The sequence below is a fragment of the Streptomyces sp. NPDC049813 genome (assembly GCF_044465085.1).
GTDB lineage: Bacteria > Actinomycetota > Actinomycetes > Streptomycetales > Streptomycetaceae > Streptomyces.
On sequence record NZ_JBITLI010000011.1, the window covers coordinates 207,017 to 230,646 of the forward strand.

Genomic DNA, 23,630 nt, shown 5'->3' on the forward strand with positions numbered 1-23,630 from the left:
GGCAGACCCTCTGGCAGACAGGCTCCGCGTCCGCCGGAGCCCGACGGACGGGTGTAAGGAGAACGAGCCGATGACAGAGCCGACCGTGCCGACCGTGCTGCTCCCCACGGATGGCGGACCGCGCCGGGCCCCGACGCGCCGCGGCGAGGCCGCCGGGCGGGACGTGCTGCCGCGGGCCGGCCGGGGGCGAGGCGGTGGCCGGGCGATGTCCGGGCCGGTCCGGGCGGCCGTGCCCGGCGACGCCGCCTGAGACGCGGGAGCGCACGCCCATGCCCCGCGCACACACCCACGACGACGCCCCCGACACCACCGAGGCGTTCCGGCGCCTGGCCGCGAGCGACCCGGGCCCCGGGCGCGACGCGCTCTGCGAGGAACTGGTCACCGCCTGGCTGCCGATGGCGGACCGCCTGGCCGCCCGCTACCGCAACAAGGGAGAGGACCTGGAGGATCTCAGGCAGGTCGCGGCGATCGGGCTGCTCAAGGCCGTACAGCGGTACTGCCCCGACCGCGGCCCGTTCGCGCCGTACGCCGTGCCCACCATCACCGGCGAGATCAGACGCCACTTCCGCGACCACGCCTGGGACGTCCGCGTCCCCCGCCGGGTGCAGAACCTGCGGGGCAAGGTCCGCCTCGCGCGCCGCGAACTCCTGGACCGGCCCGGCCGCCCGGGCGAGCCCACCGTCGCCGAGGTCAGCGCGCACACCGGCCTGACCACCGAGGAGGTCCTGGAGGGGCTCGAGGCGATGGACAGCTACAGCGCGCTGTCGCTGGACGCGCGGACGGGCCCGGCGGGCGAGCCGTTCAGCCTCGCCGACACCCTCGGCGAGACGGACCCGCGCTACGACCTCGTCGCCCGCCGGGAAGCCGCGAAGGACGGCCTCAGCAAGCTCTCCGAGCGCGACCGGCACATCCTCTACCTCCGCTTCTTCGAGGACATGACGCAGAGCCGGATAGCGGAACGGGTCGGCCTCTCCCAGATGCACGTCTCGCGCCTCATCACCCGCAGCTGCGCCCAGGTCCGCGCCTGCGCCGACGCCCCGCCCGGCAGGCGAGTCGCCGCCTGACGAGCCGGCCTTGACGCGGAGAGCCGCGACGCCCCGGAAACAGGGCGCCGCGGCTCTGCGCGTACGGGTCCGTGCGGTCGTGCGGCTCGTGCGGGCGCTCAGCCCGACTTGCGGCGGAAGTTGCGCTTGCGGCCCGCGGGGCCGCTCATGTTCGCGACCTTGCCGCGGCCCTCTTCGTGGGCCTGCTTGGCCTGCGAGGCCTGGGACTTGCGCTCCAGGGCCTCCTTGAACTTGGCGCGCACCTCGTCCTCGGGGCGGTTGTCCTTCGGGGTCTGCGTCATCCGGTCCTCCTTGTCGTGGTCGTACGAGAGCCGAACTTACGCGCGGTTCGCACGTAACTCCCTGTTCAACCAATGGTGATGGGCTGCTTGACCTCGGGCAGGTAGCGTACTGTCACCCGCCGACTGCATCGAGATACCAGAGACGATCAGAGGGCGGGACTGTGACTGACAGCCGGGGCACCTGGTGGGAACGAGCGGCGTGCCGGACGACGGACCCCGAGGAGTTGTTCGTCGAGGGCGCGGCCCAGACGGGCGCGAAACGGATCTGCGCGGCGTGCGTGGTGCGTACCGAGTGCCTCTCCCACGCGCTGGACCAGCGGATCGAGCACGGGGTGTGGGGCGGGATGACCGAGCGCGAGCGCCGCGCCCTGCTGCGCCGCCGCCCGACCGTCTCCTCCTGGCGCCTGCTGTTGGAGACGGCCCGCGCCGAGCACGGACGGCGCCCCCGGTACGAGGACGACGCGGCCGCCTCCTGACGGGGGCGGGCCGGGGGACGGGGGCGGCCCTCCTGGCTACAGCCTGAACCGGGAGGGCCTCGACGCGGCAGACCCCCGGAGGGTTTCACTGCTGCGCGCGCCGTGCTGATGGGGTTTCCCGTCCGGCGCGAACCACACCTGCCCCGGCCGATCCGTGCGGTCACAGGAACGCGCTGCTCGCGGGCCCGTACCCGAAGAGCGTCGCGGACTGGGACCAGGCCCACACCTGGACGGCGTCCGGCGGCTCCGGCGGGCCGCCGTGCACCGCGCCGCCCCGGACAGGAGGCCGCTCCGCCCGCTGGCGGGGGCCCGGCCGGTCGAGCTCCGTCGCGGGTGCGGACGTAGGAGACATGGTGAGACCTGCCTGTCTGGTGGGTTCCCGGTGGGTGTGTTCGGGTGCCGAGGCGGCTGCTTCAGCATGCCGCCACACACGTAACCAGTCAAGAGGGTTAGCTGCGTGGGATAACCATCTTGACGGGTTACGTATCTCATGTGAGGCTGAGGCTCCCACCAGGAACCACTCACCGAAGCGGGCGAGCGCGTGCAGACCTATGAGAAGCAGACCCAGGTACCGGTCCGGGACAGCCGGACCGTCGCGAACGAGGCGGCGGAGGCCTACCGGGCGTGGCTGATGGAGGAGCGCGCGCTCGCCAGCAGCAACCCGGTGCTGTCGCGGCGGCTGACCCCGCGGCGCGAGGCCGGGTCCGCCGCCGCGGCCGTCGCGTCCGGTCCCGCCCTGACGGTGGACGCCGTCCTCGGCCGGACGGCCGCCGCGGCCGGTGCCGCCGCGCTCACCGCGGTCTGGGCGCTGGCGGCCCCGCCCATCGACCCCGCCCACCTCGGCGCTTCGTACGGCCTGGCCGGCGGCGCGGGGCTGGCCGCCCTCGCCCTGGGCGCGGCCCAGTACCTGCGGCGGCGGCCCGCACCCGCGCTGATCCTCGTCTTCGCGGCGTTCCAGGGCCTCTTCCTCGCCACCCTCGCCACCACCGTCTCCACGCACTTCGCGCCCGGCGCGCTGGGCCAGACGGTCCTCGGCACGCTCGCCGTCCTCGCCGTCGTCCTCCTGGCGTCGCGGCGCGGCCTGCTGCGCGCCCCGCACCGCGTCCGGGCCTTCGCCGGGGCGGCGGTGGCCGGGGTGGCGCTGCTCGCGGTGGCGGACGTGCCGCTCACCCTCCTCACGGACGGCGCGGGGACCGGCTTCCGCAGCGGCGTGCCCGGCCTCGTCCTCGGCGTCGTCGGCGCCGGCCTGGCGGCCGCGTTCCTCTCCCTGCACCTGCGCCAGGTCGAGCGCGCCGTCGCCGGCCGCGTCCCCGCCGACCGGGCCTGGACGGCCGCCTTCGGCCTCGTCCTGACACTGGTGTGGCTCTACGTCGAGACGGTCCGGCTGCTCACCCTGGTACGCGAGGACGACGCCTGCTGAGGCACACGTGTGCCGAAAGGGGCGGGGCCTACCGGCCGGGCAGCAGGTGGGCGCGGCCGAACAGGGCCGCCGCCGCGCGCGCGGTCGGCGTCCCCGCGTCCAGGTCCGCGCCCGCCTCGACCAGGACGGCGCTGACGTCGTCCGCGCCCTTGAACAGGGCCCCGGCGAGGGCGACCTGGCCGCGGTCGTTGGGCAGGTCGGGGTCGGCACCGAGCCGCAGCAGGGCCCGTACCGTGTCGGCGTGGCCGTGGTATGCGGCGAGCATCAGCAGCGTGTTGGACTGTGCGTCGGCCGTGTCCACCGGCAGCCCGTGCGCCACGAACTCCGTCAGCTGCGCGGTCCGCCCGGCGCGGGCCAGCTCCATGGCCAGGGCGACGACGCGCGCGCTCTGCTCGGCGGTCAGCGGGGTCATACGGTCTCTCCTCGGCGTCGGTGCGAGTGGCCCGCGGGCGCGCCCCGCACACCGGTGGAGGTGTGCGGGGCGCGGCTGTCCGCGGGCCGTGGTGCGGGCCCGCCCGCGGTCAGAGCCGGCCGGCGGCCAGCGCCTCGATCGCCCTGCGGACGCCCTCGCCGTAGGCGGGGTCGGCCTGCGCGCAGTTGCCGATGTGGCGCTCGACGGTCCGCCGGGACGCCCCGTCGATCGCGCGGGCGGTGTTCTCGAAGAGCACCTGCCGCTGCTCGAGGCTCATCAGCCGGAACAGGTCGCCGGGCTGCTCGAAGTAGTTGTCGTCGTCCGCGCGGAAGTCGAAGCGGTCGGCGACGCCGCCCACGGCCTGGGCCGGCTCGCGGTGGCCGGGCTGCTGCTGCCAGCGGCCGTAGGAGTTGGGCTCGATGCCCGGCGTCGCGCCCTGGTTGCCGTCGACCCGCATGGCGCCGTCGCGGTGGTAGGAGTTGACCGGGTTCCTCGGGGCGTTGACCGGGATCTGGTGGTGGTTGACCCCGAGCCGGTACCGCTGGGCGTCGCCGTAGGAGAAGAGGCGGCCCTGGAGCATCCGGTCGGGGGAGTAGCCGATGCCCGGCACCACGTTGGCCGGGGTGAAGGCGGCCTGCTCCACGTCGGCGAAGTAGTTGTCGGGGTTGCGGTTCAGCTCCCACTCGCCGACCTCGATCAGCGGGTAGTCCTTCTTCGACCACACCTTGGTGAGGTCGAAGGGGTGGAAGCGGTAGTGCTCCGCGTCGGCCTCCGGCATCACCTGGATGAACAGCTGCCACTTCGGGAAGTCGCCGGCCTCGATCGCGTCGAAGAGGTCGCGCTGGTGGGACTCGCGGTCCTTGCCGATGAGCGCCTCGGCCTCGGCGTCGGTGAGGTTCTTGACGCCCTGCTGGGTACGGTGGTGGAACTTGACCCAGAACCGCTCGCCCTCGGCGTTCACCAGCGAGTAGGTGTGCGAGCCGAAACCGTGCATGTGCCGGTAGGAGGCCGGGATGCCGCGCTCGGACATCACGATGGTGATCTGGTGCAGGGCCTCGGGGAGGTTGGTCCAGAAGTCCCAGTTGTTCTCGGGGTCGCGCAGGTTGGTGCGCGGGTCGCGCTTCACCGCGTGGTTGAGGTCGGGGAACTTCAGCGGGTCGCGGAAGAAGAACACCGGGGTGTTGTTGCCGACCAGGTCCCAGTTGCCCTCGTCCGTGTAGAACTTCAGGGCGAAGCCGCGGATGTCCCGCTCCGCGTCGGCGGCGCCGCGCTCGCCCGCCACGGTCGAGAACCGGGCGAACATGCCCGTCTCCTTGCCGACCTCGGAGAATATCGCCGCGCTGGTGTACCGGGTGATGTCGTGGGTCACCGTGAACGTGCCGAACGCGCCCGAGCCCTTGGCGTGCATCCGGCGCTCCGGGATCACCTCACGGTCGAAGTGGGCGAGCTTCTCCAGGAACCACACGTCCTGAAGGAGCATCGGCCCGCGCGCTCCGGCGGTCACCGAGTTCTGGTTGTCGGGCACCGGTGCGCCGGCGACCGTGGTCAGCGGCTTCTGGTTGTTCTCGGGCAAGGCGCGCTCCTCCATGGGTGTCCGCTGTGCGAGGGTCCGGCACATGCGGCCTGTCTGGAAAACACCCTATGTTAGACAGAATCCAAGTCAAGCGCGGGTGTGTGTGCCACCGTCAAGTGGCTGATGTCCCCGGCGGCAGGCCCGGACACCATGGGGAGCCGATGGCCACCGGCCCACACCCGGGGCGTCCGCCTCGGCCTCCGCCGGCACCGGCAGGTACGTGGCCTCGATCCACTGGGCCAGCGGCGCGACGGGCAGCTCGAAGACGGCGCTCCTGCACTCGGAGTCTGTCGGAGGACGTCGGCGACGGGGACGTACAGGTCTGGCCGACCCAGTTCGACGCGGAGCAGGGCCGACGGGCGGCCGTGACATCGGCCGTGACGACGGGCGGGGCACCCGCGGCACAGGGTTGCGTTCCGGCCGCTCACCGGTCAGTATGGTTACGTGAATCATGCCTTTCCCTGCGGGACGCTCCCGCTCGACTTCGTCGGGACGCTGCGGGCCCGCCGCAACGACCTGCCGACGGAGAAGCTCGCCACCCCCGAGCTGCTCGACGACTGGTTCGTCGAGTCCGGGATGCTCGATCTGGCGCCCGGCGCGAGCGAGGTGGACCTCGCGCTCGCCGTCGACCTGCGCGAATCCATCTACTCCCTGGTCGTGGCGCGGATGGACGGCACGCCACTGCCCACCGCCGCGGTCGCCGAGCTGAACCTCCAGGCGTCCGGCATGCCCGTGACGCTGCGGCTCGGCCCGCACGGCGCGACCCGCACCGGCTCGGTCGCGCAGGGGCTCGCCGCCCTCGCCCGGGAAGCGGTCGAGATCATCGGCGGTGAGGACGGGGACCTGCTGCGCGAGTGCGCCCGGCCCGAGTGCACCCAGACCTACCTCGACCGCTCGCGCGGCCACCGCCGGGAGTGGTGTGCCATGCGGACCTGCGGCAACCGGGTCAAGGCCGCCACCTACCGCGCCCGCCAGCACAGCGCCCAGAGCTGAGCCTCCGCACCACCACAGCCCCGCGCCCGGCGCCGGGGTTCTCCCGCCCGGCGCTGAACTCCAGCACGGTCAGGCGGGTCCGAGGCCCTTCAGCAGGGTGTCGACGACGAGGTCCGCGGCCTGTCCGTCGGTCAGCCCGGGCATGCTCCGGACGACGAGATGCATCAGCTCGGGCAGCAGCGCCTGCGCCCACCCCTCGGGCACCCCGGCCCGAAACGTCCCCTCGTCCACAGCGCGTTGCACGAACGCGTCGACCTCGCGGACCGAGACGTCCCGCCGCTCGCGGACCGCGTCGTCGGCGAGCATGCGGGTGAGGTCGACCGGCCAGGTGCGGTTCACCGCGATGATGTTCTCCACATAGCGGTGCAGGGCCACCGCGACGGGGGCCTCCCGCAGGCGGGCGTCGGCGATGGCCCGCTCGATGGCCTCCAGCCGTGACACGTAGATCGCGGCGAGCAGCTCCTCACGGGTGTCGAACCGCCGGTAGACGGTCCTGCGGTCGACACCGGCCTCCGCGGCGATGCTCGCGATGCTCGCGCCCGGATCGGCGGCGAGCATGCGGGCGCCGGTGGTCAGGACGGCTTCGAGATTGCGTGCGGCGTCGGCCCTCATGGGCGCCAGTCTAGTCGAGCCCTGTGGACGTAACGGCGGTAAGCAGCACGTGTGTGGGCGGATAAGGGCGGTAAACACCTCACACCCGGGCCGGTTCGCGCCCCGCACGCTCCCCTTCGTGCGGTCGCGCACGGCCGGTGTTCCCCCATGGAGGCTTGCGGGCAGGAAAGTAACCTGTCAGAGTGGTGACGCGATGGAGGGCGCTCGTCCCGGACGGCAGCCGTACGTCGCACGGTCCACCGACCCACGACACCGGCCGCGCACCTCGCGGCCCCGGAGGGAACGTCATGCGCAGCAGCAATCCGGTCTTCTCCCGATGGGGCCGCGGCGGCGACGGCCCTGCCTCCCGCGCGGTCCAGCGCCCCGAACCGGTGCCGGCCGGCACCGCGATCGACCTCCGCAAGGCCGGCCCCGACCTCACCAACCCCTATGCCGCGGGCCCCGGTCCGGCCGCCGCACGGGACACCGCCCCGGCCGCCATGACCATCGACGACGTGGTCGTGCGCACCGCCGCCACGCTCGGCACGGCCGTGCTCACCGCCGCGCTCTCCTGGATCCTGCTGCCCGTCGACAGCGCCGGGATCGGCCGGAGTTACGGCATCGGGCTGCTCGCCGCCCTGGTCGCGTTCGCCCTCTCCATGGTCCAGGCCTTCCGACGCACCCCCTCGCCGGCTCTGATCCTCGGCTACGCGGCCTTCGAAGGTGTCTTCCTCGGCACCGTCTCCAGTGCCACCTCGGCATGGCTCGCGCCCGGCGTCGTCGTCCAGGCGGTGCTGGGTACGATGGCGGTGTCCGCGGGTGTGCTGATCGCCTATAAGCGCCGCTGGATACGTGTCGACCGGCGCTTCCAGGGTTTCGTCCTGGCCGCGGCGTCGGGCTTCCTGCTGCTGCTCGTGGCGGACCTGCTGTTCTCCGCGTTCGGCGCGGGCAACGGCCTGGGTTTCCAGAGCGGGGCCCTCGGCATCGTGTTCGGCATCGCCGGCATCGCGCTCGGCGGGGCCTTCCTGGCCCTGGACTTCAAGCAGGTCGAGGACGGCATCGCCTACGGCGCCCCGCGCGACGAGGCATGGTTCGCGGCGTTCGGTCTCACCACCACCCTGGTGTGGATCTACCTCCAGGCGCTCCAGCTCCTGTCGATCCTCCAGGGCGACAACTGAGCACGCCTCCCCGCACCGCGCACGTGACCGGGACGCTCGCTGATCGTCATGCGCCGCCGGGCCCGACGGACACACGTGGCTGCCCGTCGGGGATCATCAGGTGTGCGCCCGGCGCCGACGAGCCGCGGCCCCGCCCACCCGCCACGTCCGGACACGGAGACACCCATGACTACCACCCCAACCACGCCGCCCACCGCCCCCCGCAAGGGCCTCGTCCTCGACTTCGGCGGTGTGCTCACCACGCCGCTGCTCCCGGCCGCGCTCGCCTTCGAGAAGCGCGCGGGGCTGGCGGAGGGCACCCTGCTCCACACCCTCTACCTGGACCCGGAGATGGTCCGGCACACCGAGGACCTGGAACGCGGCACGATCACCCAGAGCCGGTGGAACGCCGAAGCGGGCCGGAGGCTCGGCATCGCGGCCGAGAACCTGATGGGCCGCATCTTCGCCGACCTGCGCCCGGAGACCGCCCTCGTCGCCGTGGCCGACGCCGCCCGCCGGGCCGGGGTGAAGGTCGCGATCCTCTCCAACTCGGTCGGCAGGACGCCGTGGAACCTGTACGAGGGGTACGACCTGGCGTACGACGCCGTGGTCATCTCCGAGGACCACGGCCTGCGCAAACCGGAACCGGAGATCTTCGAGCTCGTGCTGAAGGAGCTCGGACTCACCGCCGACCAGTGCGTCTTCGTCGACGACACCCCGCAGCACCTTTCGCCCGCGGCGGCGCTGGGCTTCGCCACGGTGCACGCCCAGGACCCGCGGCGGACGGTCGCCGAGGTCACGGCCCTGCTGGGCCTGGCATGACCCGTCCGCCGAGGACCGCCCCCACCCTCTCGACCAAGGAGCGCCCCATGGACCCGTACGCCTCCTCCACCGGCCGCCCGAGCAGGGAGCAGCAGGCCCTGGACGACCTCCTCGCCCGGGTGAACTGCACCGACCGGCGGGCGCCCGCCAAGGAGACCGCCGCGATCGAGGAGACCCTCAGACGCTCCCGTGTCCTGTCGGCCGTCACCTGCCTCGGCCTCTTCCTCTGACGCGACGGCCGGCCGGCCCTGACACACCTGCTTGACACGTGTGTCAAGGGAGAGGAAGCTGATCACCGATCAGAACGGTGACCATGCGGTCACGGTGGCGGGTGTGCGTCAAACAGATGCCCGCCGCGGCGACGAGAGGAACGACGTGATCAGCAGACGCAGGGTCTCCCAGGCGATGACGACGGCGGCGGGCGCGGCAGGCCTGTCGGGGGCGGCCCGGGCCCGGGCCGCCGCCCAGGCGCAGCCGCCCCAGGGGCTGGGGCCGGTGCGCCACGTGCGGACCGACGTCCTGGACATCGCCTACCACGCCGTCGGTCCGGCCGACGGGGTGCCGGTGATCCTGCTGCACGGCTGGCCGTTCAGCCCGGTGGGCTCCTACGCGCAGGTGGCGCCCCCGCTCGCCGACCAGGGATTCCGCTGCTACATCCCCTACTTGCGCGGCCACGGCGAGACCCGCTTCCGCCACCGGGACACCGTCCGCTCCGGGCAGCAGGCCGCCCTGGGCGCCGACCTGATCGCGTTCATGGACGCGCTCGGCATCCGGCGGGCCCTGTACGCCGGGTACGACTGGGGCGGGCGCGCCGCCAACGTCGCCGCGGCCCTGTGGCCGCACCGCTGTACGGGCCTGGTCTGCGTGAACGGCTACCTCATCCAGAACATCGCCCGCGCCCAGGAGCCGCTGTCGCCCGCCCAGGAGCTGGGCTTCTGGTACTTCTTCTACTTCCTCACCGAGCGCGGCGCGAAGGGCCTGGAGCGCAACCGGGAGGAGCTGGGCCGCGTCGTGTGGCAGCACAACTCGCCCGAATGGCAGTTCACCGAGGCGGAGTTCGCGCAGGCCGCTCGCCTGTGGACCAACCCCGACTACGTCGCGGTCACCCTGCACAGCTACCGCCACCGCCTCGCCGCCGCCCCCGGCGCGCCCCGCTACGAAGAGCTGGAGCGCCGCCTGCTCGCCCAGCCGACGATCTCCGCGCCCACCGTCACCCTGGACGGCAAGGCCGACGGCGTGACGCCCTGGACTGACGGCAGCTCCTACCAGCCGCACTACACCGGCCCCTTCGCCCACCACGTGGTCCCCGGCGCGGGCCACAACCTGCCGCAGGAGCGCCCGGACGCGTTCGTCTCCGCGGTCGCCGAGGCCCACGGCCTGCGCTGACCCCGGCAGCGGTCCGGGGGCCCGCCGTCCCCCGGACCGGCCGGAAGAGGCGCGCTCAGTCCAGTGCCCGGAGCGCGCCCGCCACCGCGGCCGCCAGGAAGGCGTGGTCCGCGCGCGCGTTGCCCATGACGTGCAGCCCCTGGACGAACGTGGTGAGGAAGCGGGCCAGCTCCACCGGCTGCTGCTCGGGCCGCAGTTCGCCGCGGTCCCGGGCCCGCTGGAGCGCGTCGGCGAGCACCGACTCCACCGCCGCCATCGTCGCCCGCACCCGCTCGACCGTGGGCGCGTGGGCCGCCCGCTCGGTCGCCGCGTTGACCAGCAGGCAGCCCCGCTCCGGGTCCGCGACGTCGGCCGCGGCCAGGGCGAGCAGCAGCTCCCGCACCGCGGCGCGCACGTCCGTGGCGCCTGCCATCCGCTCCGTGAGGGCCTGGACCAGCTCCGCGCAGTAGTGGCCGAGGGCCCGCGCGTAGAGGCCTTCCTTGGAGCCGAACGCCGCGTACAGGCTGCCGCTGCCGATGTGCAACCGAGCCGTCAGCAGGGGCAGCGGCGTCGCGCCGAAACCCTGCTCCGCGAAGAGACGGGTGGCCCGCTCCACCGCCACGTCCGTGTCGAATGCGCGAGGGCGCGCCATGGTCAGGTCCCCTTCTCGGGTTCGCAGGTGTCAAGACTCTCGCAGGCCCGCGGGCGGCAGGCATGAGTCGATCGACTGCACGGTCCGCGACGAGGCGGCCGCGCGGCCGGGGCGGCACGCCCGGGCGCCGCACGGGCAGTGACCAAATACTTATGTTCGTGAGCCCGTCCGGCGGCACATCTGCGGCTAGCCTCGACAGCGTCGATGACACGTACGGTCCGAGGACGAACATGCAGCTGCACATGAAATATCTGCTGGAGCCGGCCAGTGCGCCGCGGCTCGCGGCCGATGTCGTCGCGGCCGCATCCGACATCAGCGACGCGGAGCTCGACTACAGCCCGGACAGCATCGGCCTGGTCGAGGAGATCGTCGACGGCTTCCGCAGCGACGGCGTCACCGGTGGCGAGGTGGCCGAGTCGCTCGTCTCCTTCGGCTGCTACGTCGGTGAGGTCCTGATCCGGCACGGCGGCGGGGCCTGGCGGCACACCCCGGGCGGGGCCCGGACCGTCCCGCTGGTCGTGGAGGTGCCCGGCGCGGGCCGGTGTTCGCCGATCGACTGGGTCTTCCGCCGCCTCGAACAGGGCCCCGGCGTCAGCATTCTCGCCCTGTACGCGCAGGCCGGACAGGGCGAGAGTCGCCCGGCAGAGAAACCTGAATGTTAAAGTTCTCGATCCCGGACCCGGTCCGGGGTGTGCACCGGGTGGGGTGCACGTGTGGCCCGTGAGCACGCGCCGGGCCTGGCGGGGGAGAACGACATGGATACGCACATGCGGCCCGACGACGATGAGCTGATCGGCCGCGCGCACGAACGGGACCTGGTCGCCGCGCTCCTGGCCGGTCCGCCCGGAAGCAGCCGCGTCCTGCACCTCGGTGGCGGCCCGGGCACGGGCAAGAGCGCCGTCCTGCGGTTCGCCGCGCACACCGCGGCCCGGCGGGGCGTCGCGGTCCTGTCGACGTCCTGGGCCCCGGCCGAACGGATGCTGCCGCACGCCGCGCTGCACGGCCTGCTCCACTCCTGCCTGCCCCGGCTCGGCACCCTGCCCCCCGAGGAACGCGCCCTCCTGGAAGCGGCCTTCGGCACAACCGCTGCCGCACCGACGCCTACACCTGGTAACGGCCCCGCACCCACCCCGCACACTGCACCGACGCCACCCGACCTGGCCCGCGCCGCCCTGCGGCTGCTGCGGGCCGCCCCGGGTCCCGTCCTGCTCTGCGTCGACGACCTCGACCGGCTCGACGGCGCGAGCCGCGCCACCCTGCGCGCGATGGCCCACCTGTGCGGCGACAGCGAGGTGCGCATGGCCGTCGCCGAGCGGGCCGCCCCCGCCGGCTGGCTCCCCGCGTCCGCGTACGCCACCGTCCTCCGGCCGCTGCCCGCCGCCGAGGCCCGTGAACTGATGCGGCGGCACGGCCTGGCCGCGGCGCCCACGGAGGAGGAACTCGTCCTCGCCGTGGCCCGGGGCAACCCGCTCGCGCTCACCGAACTGTCCGTGAACGGCACCGGCTTCGGCGAAGCGGCCGGCCTCGGCCTGCTCCCCGCCTCCGCACGGCTCGCCGAGGCGTACGAGGAGGAGCTGGAGGCCCTGTCCGCCCGCGGCACCAGCATGCTGCTCGTCGCCGCGCTGAGCACCTCCGCGACGCTGCGAGAGATCCTGGCCGCCGGCGAGCGGCTGCTCGGCACCGCACAGGACGCACGGACCGGGCTGACCGAGACCATGGCCCACGGGCTCATCGCCGAGCGGGCCCCCGAGGGGCAGGCCCTTGAGGGTGAGGCCCCCGCCGTGAGGGCCCCCGTCGGACACGCGTACTTTCCCCAGCCGCTGATCCGCGTGGCGGTCCTGCACCGGGAGCCGACCGCGCGTCGCATGGCCGCCCACGCGGCACTCGAACGCAGCGCCACGGACCCCGCGCACGCCGCCTGGCACGCCGCCCAGCGCGCGGCGGGCGCCGACGAGGAGCGCGCGCGGTGCCTGGCGGCCCGGGCCGCCGGGCCCTGGCCGGGCACCACCCTGCTGGTCGCCCTCTCCGCGCTCGAAGGCGCCGCGCGCCTCTCCCCGGACCCGCGGAGCCGGGCCGAGCGCCTGCTGCGCGCCGCCGAACTCGCCTGCCACCACGGCCTGGACACCCAGGCCCGCCGGTACGCGCGCGGCATCGACCCCGCCGAACTCGGCGACCTCGGCCGCGCCATGCTGCTGTGGCTGCACGACGTGCTGCCCGGCGGCTCCCCGGCCGGACAGGAGCGGATCGGCCAGCTCTGCTCGGCGGCCAGGTCCGTCGCCGCCACCCACCCGCTCCTCGCGCAGAAACTCCTGCACACCGCCGCGGGCCGCTGCTGGTGGCAGCAGACCGACGACGCCGAGCGGGAGCGGGTCGCCCGCACCGTGCGCGAGCTGCGAACCCCGCCGTGGAGCGCCCGCGACCTCGTCACCCTGGCGCTGGCCGACGCCCTGTCGATCAGCCACGAACCCCTGCGCCTGTCCGAACCGCCCGCCCCCGACGAGCGGCTCTTCCTCGGCCAGGCCGCCCACCTCACCGGCGACCTCGAACAGGCCGCGCACTTCCTCGCGGACGCCGAGCGGGCCGCCCGCGCGGGCCGCCGCACCGGACGGCTGCCGCAGATCCTGGAGGCCAGGGCGCTGGGCGGGATCTGGCTGGGCACCGAGTGGCAGACCGCGCGGGCCCGGGCGACCGAGGCACGGCAGATCGCCGCCGAACTCGGGCACGCCGACTACGCGGCCCGCGCGATCGGCGCCCTCGGCGTCATCGAGGCGCTCCAGGGCCACCACGACAAGGCCCTGGAACGCGCCGCGGAGACCGAGGAGGCCTCCCGCCGCCTCGGCCAGGACCAGCACCTGAACCTCGCCACCCTCACCCGGGTGCTGACGGCCTCCGGCACCGGCCGCTACGCGGAGGCGTACACGCAGCTGCGCTCGTCCTTCACCGACCTGCTGACCCCGTACTCCTTCCAGCAGTTCTGGGGTCTGGCCTTCCTCGTCGAGGCCGCCCTGCCCGCGGGCGAGAGAGACGACGTCCGGGCCGTCGTCGAGGAGGTCGCGCGCCGTACGCGCACCGGCCGGGCGCCCATGCTCCGGCGCGTCCTCGCCTACGCCGACGCCGCGCTCGCCCCCGACGACGAAGCCGAGGCCCGCTACCAGGACGCGCTCCGCGACGACGCCGCGCGCTGGCCGCTGCTGCACGCGATGACCCACCTGAACTACGGGGTGCGGCTGCGCCGGCGCCGCCGCGTCGTCGAGTCCCGCGGGCCGCTCGCCACGGCTGAGGCCCTCTTCCTGGCCCTCGGCGCCGCCTCCCGCGCGGAACTGGCGGCCTCGGAGCTGCGCGCGGCCGGCCGCGCGGACACCGCGCGCCGCGCGGCCACCGCCCCCGCCGGGGAGACCGCGGCCCGCGTCCTGTCCCCGCAGCAGCTCACCATCGCCCGGCTCGCGGCCCGGGGCCTGAGCAACCGGGCCATCGGCGAACAACTCCACCTGTCGGCCCGCACGGTGGCCTCGCACCTCTACCAGATCTTCCCCCGGCTCGACGTCACCTCCCGGGCCCAGCTCGCAGGCCGCAGGGACCTCCAGTGACGTACGTACGGCCCGCGTGGCCCCGCCCGGCACGGTGTCAGGCGGGGGGCCGGCCGTCCGCTCCGAGCACCCCGGCCAGCTGCGCCCGCGCCGTCACCCCCAGGCGGGGGAAGATCCGGTACAGGTAGGCGCCGATCGTGCGGGGGGAGAGCCCCAGTTCGGCGCCGATCTGACGGTTCGACAGGCCGCGGGCGGCGAGCCGGGCGATGCGCAGCTCCTGCGAGCTGAGGACGCCCGCGGCGCCGCCGGTGCCGTCGGCGCGGGGCGTGCCCGCGGTGACGGTGTCGGCGCGCTCCCCGGAGGCCCGCAGCTCCTCGGTGATCCGCGTGACGCGGGCGTCGGCGCCCATCATGGTGAAGGTGGCCGCGGCCTGGCGCAGCGTGACGCGGGAGTCGGTGAACTCGTGCCACCGGCGCAGCCGCCGCCCGTGCGCGAGCCGCAACGACGCCTCCAGGAACGGGTGCTGGTCGACGCCGAGGGCGAGGGCCCGCTCGAAGTGGGCCCCGGCGTCCTCGTCGTCCGCGAGGACGGTCTCGGCCACGGCGAGCGCGACCGAGACCAGCGGGGCCCGCTGCGGACCCAGCTCCCGCGCCAGCAGCCGCAGCCGGGCCCGGGCCGGCTCCGCCGCGTGCACGGCACCCGCCGCCTCCGCGAAGGGGACCAGGGCGAACAGGACCGCGGTGCAGCGCCCGGGATCGGCGAGCAGCCGGGCGAGCGTGGCGTGGCCGGCGGCGGCGTCGCCGCTCTCCACCTGGGCCCAGCCGGTGCCCACGGCGATGATTTCCTTGATCGCGCTCACCGATGGCCGGGCGGCCTCGACGGCGTGGGCGTCGGCCGGGGCCGGCACCGTCCCGGTCCGCAGCGCGCGGGTGAGCCCGGCGAGCAGCTCCGCCGCGGTCGCCTCGCCGGTGAGCCCCTGCTCCCCGGCATGTTCGCCACAGCGCCGGAACGCGGTTCCGGCCTGCCCCCAGTCGCCCGTCACCAGGTGCGCGAGACCCTGCCGGAGCAGGACGACGGGCAGCCGTGCGGGCAGGTCGTGGAAGTGGCAGCGGCGCTCCGCCTGCCGGTGCAGTTCCAGGGCGCGCAGCGGGTCCCCGCTGCGCAGGGCCGCTTCGCCGAGCCGTTCGAGGTCGCGTAGGGCAACGTTGTCAGGCCGGCCGGCCGCGGGCAGCCGCGCGAGGACGGTGCCGGCCCGGCGCACCGGCGCCGCCGTGGCCATCGCGTGCAGCAGCCGCGGATCGTGCGCGGTCCGGGGCGGCAGCGCGTCGAGGTAGGCGAGGAGCGCGTCGGCGCGCCGGGTGTCGGCGGCGACGGCGGGCGCCGTCGACCCGGCGAGTTCCAGGGCGCTGTCGATCTCGGCATCCCCGACGGGCGCGGGCCAGCCGGCGGGCTCCGCGGGAAGCCGGGCGGCCGGGGTGCCGGCCCGCGTCACCGTGCGCGCGTACAGGGAGCCGAGCGGCCCCAGCGGATGCGCGAGCGCCCGGCGGGCCAGGGCGCGCGCCGTGCGCCCCCAGCCCACGTCCCCGGCGAGCTGGGCCGCCCGCAGCAGACAGCGTCCCCGGTCCTCGGGGCGGCCGTGCAGATCGGCCGCGCGCCGCAGCAGCCGCAGGGCGAGGGCCGGATCGTCCTGCCGCAGCGCGAGACGGTGGGCGTCCTCCGCGCGGGCGGCGAGCTCCGCGTCGGTGCCCTCCGCCGCCTGGGAGAGGTGCCACAGCTGCCGCACGGAGCCCTCGGCCAGCTCCGCGGCGAGAGCGGCGTGGGCGGACCGGCAGCGCCGGGCGCCGGTGCCGCGGACCACGGCGCCCGCCCCGGCGGGGTGGCTGAAGACCAGGCGCACGCCGTCGAGGACGACGAGGCCCTGGCGTTCCGCGGGCTCCAGGGCGGCGACGTCCGGCGCGCCGCCCTGGAGCCGGGCGGCCGCCGCGAGCAGCAGCGTCAGGTCCGCCGTCGGGTGGAGCGCCGCCACGAGCAGCAGGTCCCGGGTCGCGGCCGGCAGCCGGTCCGCCCCGGGCGCGAGGGCGGCCGCGAGCCGGGACGAGGACGGCGGCAGCCAGGGGACACGGGCCTCGGTCCAGGTGGGCAGTTCCAGCAGGGCGAGGGGGTTGCCCGCGGCGCTCGCCATCAAGTCGCGCAGGGTGTGCGGGTCGTGCCCGGGGCGCCGCGCCGCCAGCAGGGCGGCGGACTCGGCCGGGGTCAGCGGGCGCAGCGGCAGTGCGGGCAGGCCGGTCAGCGGCGTACGGCGGGTGTGCGGGCGCGTGGTCAGCAGCAGGCCGAGGCGGTGCCCGGCCGTGCGGCGGGCGACGAACGCGAGTACCTCCGCGCTGGCCGCGTCCAGCGCGTCCCAGTCGTCGACGGCGATCAGCAGGGGCCGTGCGGCGCTGACCGACTCCAGTACCCGCAGCACGGTGTAGGGCAGTGCGGCCCGCTCGTGGGGGCCGGGGGCGCCGCCGACGAGCAGCGTCTCCAGGGCAGAGAGGTCCCGGTCGCCCGGCGGGACCCGCGCGGACCCCAGGAGGGGCCACAAGATCTGCGCCAGGCCGGAGAGTTCGCCCGCGGCGCCGTCGCGGCTGCCCGCGCAGCGCAGCACACCCGTCCCGGCGGCGGACGCCAGCTCGACACCCGCGGCCAGTAGCTCCGACTTGCCCGCTCCGGGGTCCGCGGACACGACGCGGGTGGCACCGTGCGTCGCGGCGTCCCGGACGAACGCCCGCAGCAGGCGCAGCTCCTCGCCCCGGCCGACGAGTTCCCTGCGCCCCGCCGGCCTGCGGGGCGCAGCGGTGGGCCGCAGGGGGCCGCGGCCCCACGTCACGACGGAGAAGGCGGAGACCTCGCTCCGAGTGTTCATCAGTGCCCCCTGGTCCGGGACGTCGAGCGGTCCCCTCCCGGCCCCCGGGGCGCCCTCGTGCCGGTGTCCATCCCACCGGAGAGCGGTCCGCGGCAACAGGCAGTTCGCATGCAGCTTGGCCCCGCCGCCCGGCCGGCACGGGCCGGGAACAGACCGGGCGGGCCCGACCGGTGGAGGTCGGGCCCGCCCTTGGTCCTGCTGTCGCGGGGGGTGGTTCAGCCCCGGACGATGTTCTCGGCCTGGGGGCCCTTCTGGCCCTGGGTGATGTCGAAGGTGACCGTCTCACCCTCGACGAGCTCGCGGTAGCCGTTGCCGGAGATGTTGCTGTAGTGGGCGAACACGTCGGGTCCGCCGCCGCTCTGCTCGATGAAGCCGAAGCCCTTTTCGGAGTTGAACCACTTCACGGTACCGCTGGCCATACTGCTGTCCTTTGACTGACGCCCGGCGAGGTGCCGGGCTGGGATGCCGAAGGCACCGCCCGACGATCACGGGCGGGCCCAGCACCGTTCTACCCCGACGACGTGTGCACACACCAGCCCCACAGGCCGTTGACAACAGAACCGTCCGTTAAGGATCGCTCGATCCGCAACTGTTCCCTTTACGCCGTCGACGGGGGCGGCGGCACCGGGCGCCCGACGCCTGCCGAGGTCAGGGGGCGGGCAGTTCCTCCGCCCGGGCCCGCAGCCGTGCGGCGCGCGGGTCGCCGATCCCGTCGAGCAGCTCCGCGGCCCGCGTCCAGCTCGCCCGCGCCCGCTCCGTGTCCCCCTGGGCCAGGCGGGCCGCGGCGATGTGGTCCAGGACGTCGGCCTGGTTGTAGGCGTCGAGGGCCTCCTCGTACAGCCGCAGCGACCGGTCGTAGTCCTCGATCGCGGCGTCCAGGTCGCCCAGCCGGTGACGGGCGTAGCCGATGCTGTCCCAGGTCGCCGCCTCGCTGCGGCGGTTGCCGGTCTCACGCAGGATCGGCAGTGCCTGTTCGCACATGCCGATCGCCTGCCGGTGCTCGCCGAGCAGGGTCAGGTACCAGCCGACGGCGTTCAGTTCCCGCGCCGCGCTGCCGCGGTCCCCGAGCTCCTGGAAGAGCGCAAGGGCCCGCCGCGCGTGGTGGAGGGCCTCGGTGTGGCGCCCCTGGCGGCCCCGTACCCAGCCGATGCTGCGCTCGGCGAGCGCCCGCAGCGCCGGGGAGAGCCGGTCCAACTGGCCGAGCAGCAGGGTGATCTGCTCCTCGGCCTCGTCGAGCCGGCCCGTCTCGGCGAGCGCGCGGGCCAGGTTCGCGCTGTTCTTGGTGATGGCGGCCGGATCGTCCAGGAGGAGGGCCGCCTCCAGGTCCCGCCGCTTGGCCGAGATCTCGTCGCCCCAGCGGCCGAGGACCGAGTAGTAACTCACCCAGTCCCGGGTGAGGTTCATGCGGTAGCGCAGCAGCCGCGGGTCCTCGGGGGAGCGCAGGGCGGCGGCCACCGTCGGCTCCTCCTGGCCGAACCACTCCAGCGCCTCCTCGCGGCTGGTGACCGGGACCCGGATCACGCCCTCGGCCGGCGGGTCGGGCAGGTCGAGACCGGGCCGCCGGTCCAGGACGCGGGTGGCCGCGCCGGCGTTGTGGCGCAGATAGTCGAGGAGCCGGGTCTGGGCGCCGAACCGGTCGTCCTTCTCCTGCTCGACGAGTTCGGTGCCGTAGACGCGCAGCAGGTCGTGCAGGACGTAGCGGCCCTCCGCGTCACGCGACAGCAGGTTCGCCGAGGACAGCTCCCGCAGGTGGCGGCGGGCCGGCGCCATCGCGACACCGGCGAGCGAGGCGGCGGCCCCGGCCGAGACCGACGGGCCCGGGTGCAGGGTCAGGTGGCGGAAGAACCGGGCCGTGCCGGGCGCCAGGGCCCGGTAGGACCACGAGAAGACGGCCCGTACGTCGATGCGCAGGTCATCGGCGGACAGGGCGTCCAGGCGGGACCCGGACTCCCGCAGCTCCCGTACGCCGACGTGGAGCGGGACGCGCGGCTCCGCGCTGATCTGCGCGCCCACGATGGCGATGGCCAGCGGCAGGAACGCGCACAGCTCGACCAGTTCCGCGGCGGCCCCGGGCTCCGCCCGGCACCGCTCGCCGCCGATCCTCGCGGCCAGCGCCGAGAGCGCCTCCTCGCGGGTCCACACGTCCAGATCGACCAGCGAGGCGCCGTCGGCGACGCACAGCCCGGCGAGCCGGCTGCGCGAGGTGACGATGGTCAGACACCCGGGTGAGGCCGGCAGCAGCGGCCGCACCTGCTCCTCGTTGCGCGCGTTGTCGAGGACGACGATCAGCCGCCGGTCCGCCGTGCGCGCCTGGAACAGGGCGCCGCGCTCCGCGGTCCCGCGCGGCACGTCACCGCTCGGCACCCCGAGCGCGTCGAGGAACCCGCCCAGGGCCTCGCCGGGGTCGAGCGGCTGCCCGGAGTCGTCGAAGCCGCGCAGGTTCACATACAGCTGCCCGTCCGGATAGCGGTCCGCGACCTGGTGCGCCCAGTGCACCGCGAGCGTCGTCTTGCCCACCCCCGCCATGCCGCCGATCGCGGAGATGACGACGTGCCGGCCGTCCCCGGACGCCTCACGTGCGAGGCCGTCGATGACGGCCAGGGCCCGGGCGCGGCCGCGGAACGCGGCGAGGTCGGGCGGCAGCTGCCGCGGCACCTGCCGGGTGCGCCGCGTGGACGCCTCGACGAACCGCACGCGGTCGTCCCCGGCCAGGTCGAGGGCGTCCATCAGCTCGCTCAGCGTCGCCCGGCGCGGCAGGCTCTGCCCCCGCTCCATGTCGCTGATGGCGCGGACGCTCACCCCGGAGGCCTCGGAGAGGCTCTCCAGGGTCAGCAGCGAGCGCTGCCGTGCCTCCCGCAGGAGCCGCCCGAACGCCGTCCTGTCCATCCGCACCCTCCGAGGCGCCCCACCGCTGTGAACCGCGTGAATTTACCAGTTGTGGATCGATCGTCGCGGAATCGCCCGGGTGCTGACATGCGACGAGAGGGCGCGGCCGAGGGCGGCGGCCGGCTCGCCCAGGGGGCGGCGCCAACTCGCCGCCGAAGGGATGACGGTCGGCGGCTCCGCCCGCGGCCGCCGCTAGGAAGGACCTCCCCGACAAGGAGGTCTTCCCATGTCTTCGTGGTTCCGCCCCGCCCTGGGTGCCGTCGCCGGTGTCGCCCTGCTGCTCGCCGCCCCGGCCGCGTCCGCCGGTGTCCCGCACCGGTTCGCCGCCCCGTCCGCCGCGCTCCTGGACGAGTACGTCACCGTCGACCCGGTCGGTAAGGTCGCCGGGGACACCGTGACGCTGTCCGGCACCTACCGCTGCGCCGGGAGCACCGGCCGCGCCTTCGTCTCCTCGTCCGTGCGCCCGGGCTCGGGGAACACGCGCTACGGCGTCGGCGGGACGGCGGCCGTCTGCGACGGCGCCGAGCACCGGTGGCAGAACACCGGCCAGGTCCTCGCGGGCGCGGTCCGGCCCGGCGCCGTGCAGGTCGAGGCCACCGTGATGGAGCTGCGCTCACAACTGGGCCTGCCGCTGCCGTACTTCCACGCGATGCACACCGAGGAGGTGACGCTGCAAGGCTGAGGGTGTTCTCGCGCGGAGTTCTCGCCGCAGCTCGGTGTGCGAGGATTCGCGTAACCATCTTGACGGGTTACGTGTGGACGGAGAGACTGGTGGCAGTCCGGGAGACCCACGGACGCGATCCACGAAGTGGAGGACGGTCATGCACCAGGAAGCCACCACCGACACCGCCGCGGCGGCGCGGCAAGCGCGCTTCGGGAAGCTCCCGGAGCGCATCCGCGTCGAGGACACCACCCAGGGCGTGGACACCAGGCCGGACGCCAAGGCGAACGGCGCGTACAACCCTGAGGGGCAGTGGCAGTACTTCTCCTGCCTGGCCCTGGATCTGGGCTTGTAGGACGGGCGGGAGGACAGCCGCACACCTGTGAGGGGGAAGGATCCTTCCCCGGCAGGAACCTGGCTCTTTTCCCGCCCCGGCCCCGCCGCGATCGTGGAGATGTTCCCGGCGACGGGAGAGAGATCCACACACACCTCAGGGAGAAGCCATGGATCACACCAGTGTCACCTTCGACAGCGCCGGCCTCCGGATCGCCGCACACCTCCACCTCCCCGACACCCCGGCGGCGGGCCCGCTCCCGGCCCTCGTCGTCGGCCACCCCGGCACCGGCGTGAAGGAGCAGACGTCCGGCAGCTACGCACGGCGGATGGCCGAGCACGGCTTCGTCGCCCTCGCCTTCGACGCCGCGTACCAGGGCGAGTCCGAGGGCCTGCCGCGCGGTCTGGAGGACCCCGCCCAGCGCGTGGAGGACTTCAAGGCCGCCGTCTCCTTCCTCGGCACGCGCGACGAGGTCGACGCCGACCGCATCGGCCTGCTGGGCATCTGCGCCTCCGGCGGCTACTCGCTCGCCGCCGCGGGCGGCGACCACCGCGTCAGGGCCGTCGCCACCGTCAGCGGAGTGGACGTCGCCCGCCAGTTCCGGTTCGGCGCCGACGGCACCCAGGACCCGGCGGTCTTCCAGAGCCTGCTGGACGCCGCCGCCCGCGCCCGCAGCGCCGCGGCCCGCGGCGAGGACCCCGGGGCGATGACGATGTTCCCGGAGACCGCCGAAGAGGCCGCGGCGCTCGGCGGCGAGCACGGTGTGGAGGGCTTCGAGTACTACTGCACCCCGCGCGGCGAGCACGAGCGGTCGGCGAAGTCCCTCGCCTGGGAGAGCATCGACAAGCTCGCCTCCTTCGACGCCTTCCACGCCGTGCCGCTGATCGGCCCGCGCCCCCTGCTCCAGGTCATCGGTGGCCGCGCCGTCACCTCCTGGATGGCCGTCGACGTCCACCAGCGGGCCACCGGCCCGAAGGAGCTGCACCGGATCGAGGGCGCCAGCCATGTCGACCTCTACGACAAGAAGGAGTACACCGACCGTGCCGTCGACAAGCTCGCCGACTTCTACGCCACCCACCTCGGAAAGGGTCTCTGACGCCATGACCGCCCCCGCCGACACGACCGCCATCTCCCACCTGATCACCCGGTACGCGGAGCTGGTCGACACCGGAGACCTGGCCGGGGTGAACGCCCTGTTCGCCGAGGGCGCGTTCACCGGCAGGGGCGGCACGGTCCACGGCCGCGACGGCGGCGTGGAGCGGATGCTCCGGGAGACCGTGATCCTCTACGAGGACGGCACGCCCCGCACCCACCACGTCACGACCAACATCGCGATCGACGTCGACGAGCCGGCGGACACCGCCACCGCCCGCTCCTACGTCACGGTGTTCCAGGCGGCGCCCGGCTTCCCGCTGCAACCCGTGGCCGCCGGCCGTTACCGGGACCGCTTCGCGCGCCGGGACGGGCAGTGGCGGTTCGCCGAGCGCCAGGTCGACATCCACCTGGTGGGCGACGTCAGCCACCATCTGCGCGGCTGACCCCGCGCGGCTGTTCGACCCCGATTACCTCATGGTCGAACACGCGGAAATCTATGGTGGCGACGGTAGACATTGAGATGCTCGATGGGTAGGGTTTCTCTTGTAGTCGAGATCGACAAGGCGGGCGGACACGGACTGCCCGCCGCGGTACACGCAGTACGCACGACGGTGCGGTGGTGGAGTCGCGAAGCCAGGGTGTTCGCAGGACGGCGACGTGACTGACGACCGGACCGGGTGGCCCGCAGTGGTGAGGGGCCGCCGTCAGCAGGATCAGTAGTTCACGAGGGAAAGAACGGAGGAGCGACGCCATCAGGATCGCCCGGGCGGACGTGCTGAGCCCGGGTACCGCAGGACATCGATAGTGAGGTGGTCTCCGGTCAGGCAATTCGCGATCCCAGCATCCGCACCCCCCGGCAGCGTTCGGGCCGGGTCCGCGGTAACGGCGAGCCGGCGCAGTACCAGGGCCGGCAGATGGTGTAGCTAGTTCCTTCGGGGCCCTGGCGCCAATGGCGCCAGGGCCCCTCCACGCGTTCCACAGAGAGGTGCGATGACAGCGGACGACTCCTACGGCCGTCTCGACGACGACGACTATCCCGCCTACACGATGGGCCGGGCCGCCGAAGTGCTCGGCACCACCCAGGGCTTCCTGCGCGCCATCGGCGAGGCCCGCCTCATCACCCCGCTGCGCTCCGCGGGCGGCCACCGCCGCTTCTCCCGCTACCAGCTGCGCATCGCCGCGCGCGCCCGCGAACTCGTCGACCAGGGCACCCCCATCGAGGCCGCCTGCCGCATCGTCATCCTCGAGGACCAGCTCGAAGAGGCACAGCGCCTGAACGAGGAGTACCGCCGCGCCGCCGACGCGGCGAAGCCGACGGCCGCGTCCTGACCCGTGCCGGCCACCGCCGGCCGGCTGCGGCCCGTCACGGGCCGTGCCGCGTTGTCCCGCCGGGAACAGAGCCGTGTGTCCATGGGC

General features: G+C 74.4%; 25 protein-coding genes. 16 read left to right on the forward strand and 9 right to left on the reverse strand.

Going from position 1 to position 23,630, the window contains the following annotated elements; translation table 11 throughout:
* The first annotated feature begins 70 nt into the window (after nt 1-70).
* Together ACIBW6_RS22970 and ACIBW6_RS22975 are read left to right on the forward strand one after the other, a co-directional pair.
* Nucleotides 71-250 (forward strand): hypothetical protein, encoded by a 180-nt coding sequence (locus ACIBW6_RS22970; RefSeq protein WP_399062442.1) that lies wholly within the window; start codon nt 71-73, stop codon nt 248-250.
* A gap of 19 nt (nt 251-269) precedes the next feature.
* Entirely contained in the window at nt 270-1,064 is a 795-nt protein-coding gene (locus tag ACIBW6_RS22975) for a SigB/SigF/SigG family RNA polymerase sigma factor (RefSeq protein WP_399062443.1), read from the forward strand.
* Between the two features lie 98 nt (nt 1,065-1,162).
* On the opposite strand, the gene ACIBW6_RS22980 is transcribed toward ACIBW6_RS22975, so the two are convergent.
* Complete coding sequence (locus ACIBW6_RS22980; protein ID WP_399062445.1) at nt 1,163-1,345, reverse strand: DUF5302 domain-containing protein; 183 nt, start codon at nt 1,343-1,345, stop codon at nt 1,163-1,165.
* Between the two features lie 161 nt (nt 1,346-1,506).
* Here ACIBW6_RS22980 and ACIBW6_RS22985 point away from each other — a divergent pair, with 161 nt between their 5' ends.
* Complete coding sequence (locus ACIBW6_RS22985; RefSeq protein WP_399062447.1) at nt 1,507-1,821, forward strand: WhiB family transcriptional regulator; 315 nt, start codon at nt 1,507-1,509, stop codon at nt 1,819-1,821.
* Between the two features lie 160 nt (nt 1,822-1,981).
* Here ACIBW6_RS22985 and ACIBW6_RS22990 read toward each other — a convergent pair whose 3' ends face one another.
* Nucleotides 1,982-2,173 (reverse strand): hypothetical protein, encoded by a 192-nt coding sequence (locus ACIBW6_RS22990; RefSeq protein ID WP_399062449.1) that lies wholly within the window; start codon nt 2,171-2,173, stop codon nt 1,982-1,984.
* A 189-nt stretch (nt 2,174-2,362) separates the two neighbouring features.
* Here ACIBW6_RS22990 and ACIBW6_RS22995 point away from each other — a divergent pair, with 189 nt between their 5' ends.
* On the forward strand, nt 2,363-3,241 hold the full coding sequence (locus ACIBW6_RS22995; protein WP_399062451.1) for a Bax inhibitor-1/YccA family protein: 879 nt from the start codon (nt 2,363-2,365) through the stop codon (nt 3,239-3,241).
* 28 nt (nt 3,242-3,269) lie between these two features.
* On the opposite strand, the gene ACIBW6_RS23000 is transcribed toward ACIBW6_RS22995, so the two are convergent.
* On the reverse strand, nt 3,270-3,653 hold the full coding sequence (locus ACIBW6_RS23000; protein WP_399062453.1) for an ankyrin repeat domain-containing protein: 384 nt from the start codon (nt 3,651-3,653) through the stop codon (nt 3,270-3,272).
* A 109-nt stretch (nt 3,654-3,762) separates the two neighbouring features.
* Complete coding sequence (locus ACIBW6_RS23005; RefSeq protein WP_399062455.1) at nt 3,763-5,226, reverse strand: catalase; 1,464 nt, start codon at nt 5,224-5,226, stop codon at nt 3,763-3,765.
* Between the two features lie 444 nt (nt 5,227-5,670).
* Between ACIBW6_RS23005 and ACIBW6_RS23010 the strand changes: the two genes are divergently transcribed.
* Nucleotides 5,671-6,219, forward strand: a complete 549-nt coding sequence (locus tag ACIBW6_RS23010; protein ID WP_399062457.1) for a CGNR zinc finger domain-containing protein — start codon at nt 5,671-5,673, stop codon at nt 6,217-6,219.
* A 69-nt stretch (nt 6,220-6,288) separates the two neighbouring features.
* Here ACIBW6_RS23010 and ACIBW6_RS23015 read toward each other — a convergent pair whose 3' ends face one another.
* The gene (locus ACIBW6_RS23015; protein WP_399062605.1) at nt 6,289-6,777 is read right to left on the reverse strand and encodes a TetR/AcrR family transcriptional regulator; all 489 of its coding nucleotides are present in this window, start codon (nt 6,775-6,777) and stop codon (nt 6,289-6,291) included.
* A gap of 341 nt (nt 6,778-7,118) precedes the next feature.
* On the opposite strand from ACIBW6_RS23015, the gene ACIBW6_RS23020 reads away from it, so the two are divergent.
* The 4 genes from ACIBW6_RS23020 to ACIBW6_RS23035 all read left to right on the forward strand — a co-directional run bounded on the left by ACIBW6_RS23020 (nt 7,119) and on the right by ACIBW6_RS23035 (nt 10,175).
* Complete coding sequence (locus ACIBW6_RS23020) at nt 7,119-7,988, forward strand: Bax inhibitor-1/YccA family protein (protein WP_399062459.1); 870 nt, start codon at nt 7,119-7,121, stop codon at nt 7,986-7,988.
* Nucleotides 7,989-8,153: 165 nt separating this feature from the next.
* Complete coding sequence (locus ACIBW6_RS23025) at nt 8,154-8,789, forward strand: HAD-IA family hydrolase (protein WP_399062461.1); 636 nt, start codon at nt 8,154-8,156, stop codon at nt 8,787-8,789.
* A 47-nt stretch (nt 8,790-8,836) separates the two neighbouring features.
* Nucleotides 8,837-9,019: a hypothetical protein gene (locus tag ACIBW6_RS23030; RefSeq protein ID WP_399062463.1), complete on the forward strand. Its 183-nt coding sequence runs from the start codon at nt 8,837-8,839 to the stop codon at nt 9,017-9,019.
* Nucleotides 9,020-9,164: 145 nt separating this feature from the next.
* The gene (locus ACIBW6_RS23035; RefSeq protein ID WP_399062607.1) at nt 9,165-10,175 is read left to right on the forward strand and encodes an alpha/beta fold hydrolase; all 1,011 of its coding nucleotides are present in this window, start codon (nt 9,165-9,167) and stop codon (nt 10,173-10,175) included.
* Nucleotides 10,176-10,230: 55 nt separating this feature from the next.
* Here ACIBW6_RS23035 and ACIBW6_RS23040 read toward each other — a convergent pair whose 3' ends face one another.
* Nucleotides 10,231-10,806, reverse strand: coding sequence for a TetR/AcrR family transcriptional regulator (locus ACIBW6_RS23040; RefSeq protein ID WP_399062465.1), 576 nt, complete (start codon nt 10,804-10,806; stop codon nt 10,231-10,233).
* Between the two features lie 230 nt (nt 10,807-11,036).
* On the opposite strand from ACIBW6_RS23040, the gene ACIBW6_RS23045 reads away from it, so the two are divergent.
* Both ACIBW6_RS23045 and ACIBW6_RS23050 read left to right on the forward strand, forming a co-directional pair.
* Nucleotides 11,037-11,468: a hypothetical protein gene (locus ACIBW6_RS23045; protein ID WP_399062467.1), complete on the forward strand. Its 432-nt coding sequence runs from the start codon at nt 11,037-11,039 to the stop codon at nt 11,466-11,468.
* Nucleotides 11,469-11,561: 93 nt separating this feature from the next.
* A complete protein-coding gene (locus ACIBW6_RS23050) occupies nt 11,562-14,393 on the forward strand; it encodes an AAA family ATPase (protein ID WP_399062469.1) in 2,832 nt (943 codons plus the stop codon).
* A gap of 37 nt (nt 14,394-14,430) precedes the next feature.
* On the opposite strand, the gene ACIBW6_RS23055 is transcribed toward ACIBW6_RS23050, so the two are convergent.
* From ACIBW6_RS23055 to ACIBW6_RS23065, 3 genes are all read right to left on the reverse strand, one after another.
* Entirely contained in the window at nt 14,431-17,238 is a 2,808-nt protein-coding gene (locus tag ACIBW6_RS23055; RefSeq protein WP_399062471.1) for a LuxR C-terminal-related transcriptional regulator, read from the reverse strand.
* Between the two features lie 215 nt (nt 17,239-17,453).
* On the reverse strand, nt 17,454-17,657 hold the full coding sequence (locus ACIBW6_RS23060; protein WP_363193868.1) for a cold-shock protein: 204 nt from the start codon (nt 17,655-17,657) through the stop codon (nt 17,454-17,456).
* A gap of 229 nt (nt 17,658-17,886) precedes the next feature.
* Nucleotides 17,887-20,124, reverse strand: coding sequence for an ATP-binding protein (locus ACIBW6_RS23065; RefSeq protein ID WP_399062473.1), 2,238 nt, complete (start codon nt 20,122-20,124; stop codon nt 17,887-17,889).
* A gap of 226 nt (nt 20,125-20,350) precedes the next feature.
* Between ACIBW6_RS23065 and ACIBW6_RS23070 the strand changes: the two genes are divergently transcribed.
* From ACIBW6_RS23070 to ACIBW6_RS23090, 5 genes are all read left to right on the forward strand, one after another.
* Nucleotides 20,351-20,806: a DUF6299 family protein gene (locus tag ACIBW6_RS23070; protein WP_399062475.1), complete on the forward strand. Its 456-nt coding sequence runs from the start codon at nt 20,351-20,353 to the stop codon at nt 20,804-20,806.
* Nucleotides 20,807-20,945: 139 nt separating this feature from the next.
* On the forward strand, nt 20,946-21,140 hold the full coding sequence (locus tag ACIBW6_RS23075) for a hypothetical protein (RefSeq protein ID WP_399062477.1): 195 nt from the start codon (nt 20,946-20,948) through the stop codon (nt 21,138-21,140).
* Between the two features lie 148 nt (nt 21,141-21,288).
* Nucleotides 21,289-22,215 carry an alpha/beta hydrolase gene (locus ACIBW6_RS23080; RefSeq protein ID WP_399062479.1) on the forward strand — a complete coding sequence of 309 codons (927 nt, stop codon included), beginning with the start codon at nt 21,289-21,291 and terminating at the stop codon, nt 22,213-22,215.
* Between the two features lie 4 nt (nt 22,216-22,219).
* Entirely contained in the window at nt 22,220-22,657 is a 438-nt protein-coding gene (locus ACIBW6_RS23085; RefSeq protein WP_399062481.1) for a nuclear transport factor 2 family protein, read from the forward strand.
* A 547-nt stretch (nt 22,658-23,204) separates the two neighbouring features.
* Nucleotides 23,205-23,543: a MerR family transcriptional regulator gene (locus tag ACIBW6_RS23090; protein WP_399062483.1), complete on the forward strand. Its 339-nt coding sequence runs from the start codon at nt 23,205-23,207 to the stop codon at nt 23,541-23,543.
* Nucleotides 23,544-23,630: the final 87 nt, after the last annotated feature.

Coding starts and splice junctions, on each gene's coding strand:
- ACIBW6_RS23020 (WP_399062459.1), top strand. CDS start 7,119: ATGCGCAGCAGCAATCCGGTCTTCTCCCGATGGGGCCGCGGCGGCGAC.
- ACIBW6_RS23075 (WP_399062477.1), top strand. CDS start 20,946: ATGCACCAGGAAGCCACCACCGACACCGCCGCGGCGGCGCGGCAAGCG.
- ACIBW6_RS23030 (WP_399062463.1), top strand. CDS start 8,837: ATGGACCCGTACGCCTCCTCCACCGGCCGCCCGAGCAGGGAGCAGCAG.
- ACIBW6_RS22975 (WP_399062443.1), top strand. CDS start 270: ATGCCCCGCGCACACACCCACGACGACGCCCCCGACACCACCGAGGCG.
- ACIBW6_RS23025 (WP_399062461.1), top strand. CDS start 8,154: ATGACTACCACCCCAACCACGCCGCCCACCGCCCCCCGCAAGGGCCTC.
- ACIBW6_RS23045 (WP_399062467.1), top strand. CDS start 11,037: ATGCAGCTGCACATGAAATATCTGCTGGAGCCGGCCAGTGCGCCGCGG.
- ACIBW6_RS23040 (WP_399062465.1), bottom strand. CDS start 10,806: ATGGCGCGCCCTCGCGCATTCGACACGGACGTGGCGGTGGAGCGGGCC.
- ACIBW6_RS23090 (WP_399062483.1), top strand. CDS start 23,205: ATGACAGCGGACGACTCCTACGGCCGTCTCGACGACGACGACTATCCC.
- ACIBW6_RS23055 (WP_399062471.1), bottom strand. CDS start 17,238: ATGAACACTCGGAGCGAGGTCTCCGCCTTCTCCGTCGTGACGTGGGGC.
- ACIBW6_RS23065 (WP_399062473.1), bottom strand. CDS start 20,124: ATGGACAGGACGGCGTTCGGGCGGCTCCTGCGGGAGGCACGGCAGCGC.
- ACIBW6_RS23080 (WP_399062479.1), top strand. CDS start 21,289: ATGGATCACACCAGTGTCACCTTCGACAGCGCCGGCCTCCGGATCGCC.
- ACIBW6_RS23060 (WP_363193868.1), bottom strand. CDS start 17,657: ATGGCCAGCGGTACCGTGAAGTGGTTCAACTCCGAAAAGGGCTTCGGC.
- ACIBW6_RS23015 (WP_399062605.1), bottom strand. CDS start 6,777: ATGCTCGCCGCCGATCCGGGCGCGAGCATCGCGAGCATCGCCGCGGAG.
- ACIBW6_RS23000 (WP_399062453.1), bottom strand. CDS start 3,653: ATGACCCCGCTGACCGCCGAGCAGAGCGCGCGCGTCGTCGCCCTGGCC.
- ACIBW6_RS22990 (WP_399062449.1), bottom strand. CDS start 2,173: ATGTCTCCTACGTCCGCACCCGCGACGGAGCTCGACCGGCCGGGCCCC.
- ACIBW6_RS22980 (WP_399062445.1), bottom strand. CDS start 1,345: ATGACGCAGACCCCGAAGGACAACCGCCCCGAGGACGAGGTGCGCGCC.
- ACIBW6_RS23085 (WP_399062481.1), top strand. CDS start 22,220: ATGACCGCCCCCGCCGACACGACCGCCATCTCCCACCTGATCACCCGG.
- ACIBW6_RS23050 (WP_399062469.1), top strand. CDS start 11,562: ATGGATACGCACATGCGGCCCGACGACGATGAGCTGATCGGCCGCGCG.
- ACIBW6_RS22970 (WP_399062442.1), top strand. CDS start 71: ATGACAGAGCCGACCGTGCCGACCGTGCTGCTCCCCACGGATGGCGGA.
- ACIBW6_RS23070 (WP_399062475.1), top strand. CDS start 20,351: ATGTCTTCGTGGTTCCGCCCCGCCCTGGGTGCCGTCGCCGGTGTCGCC.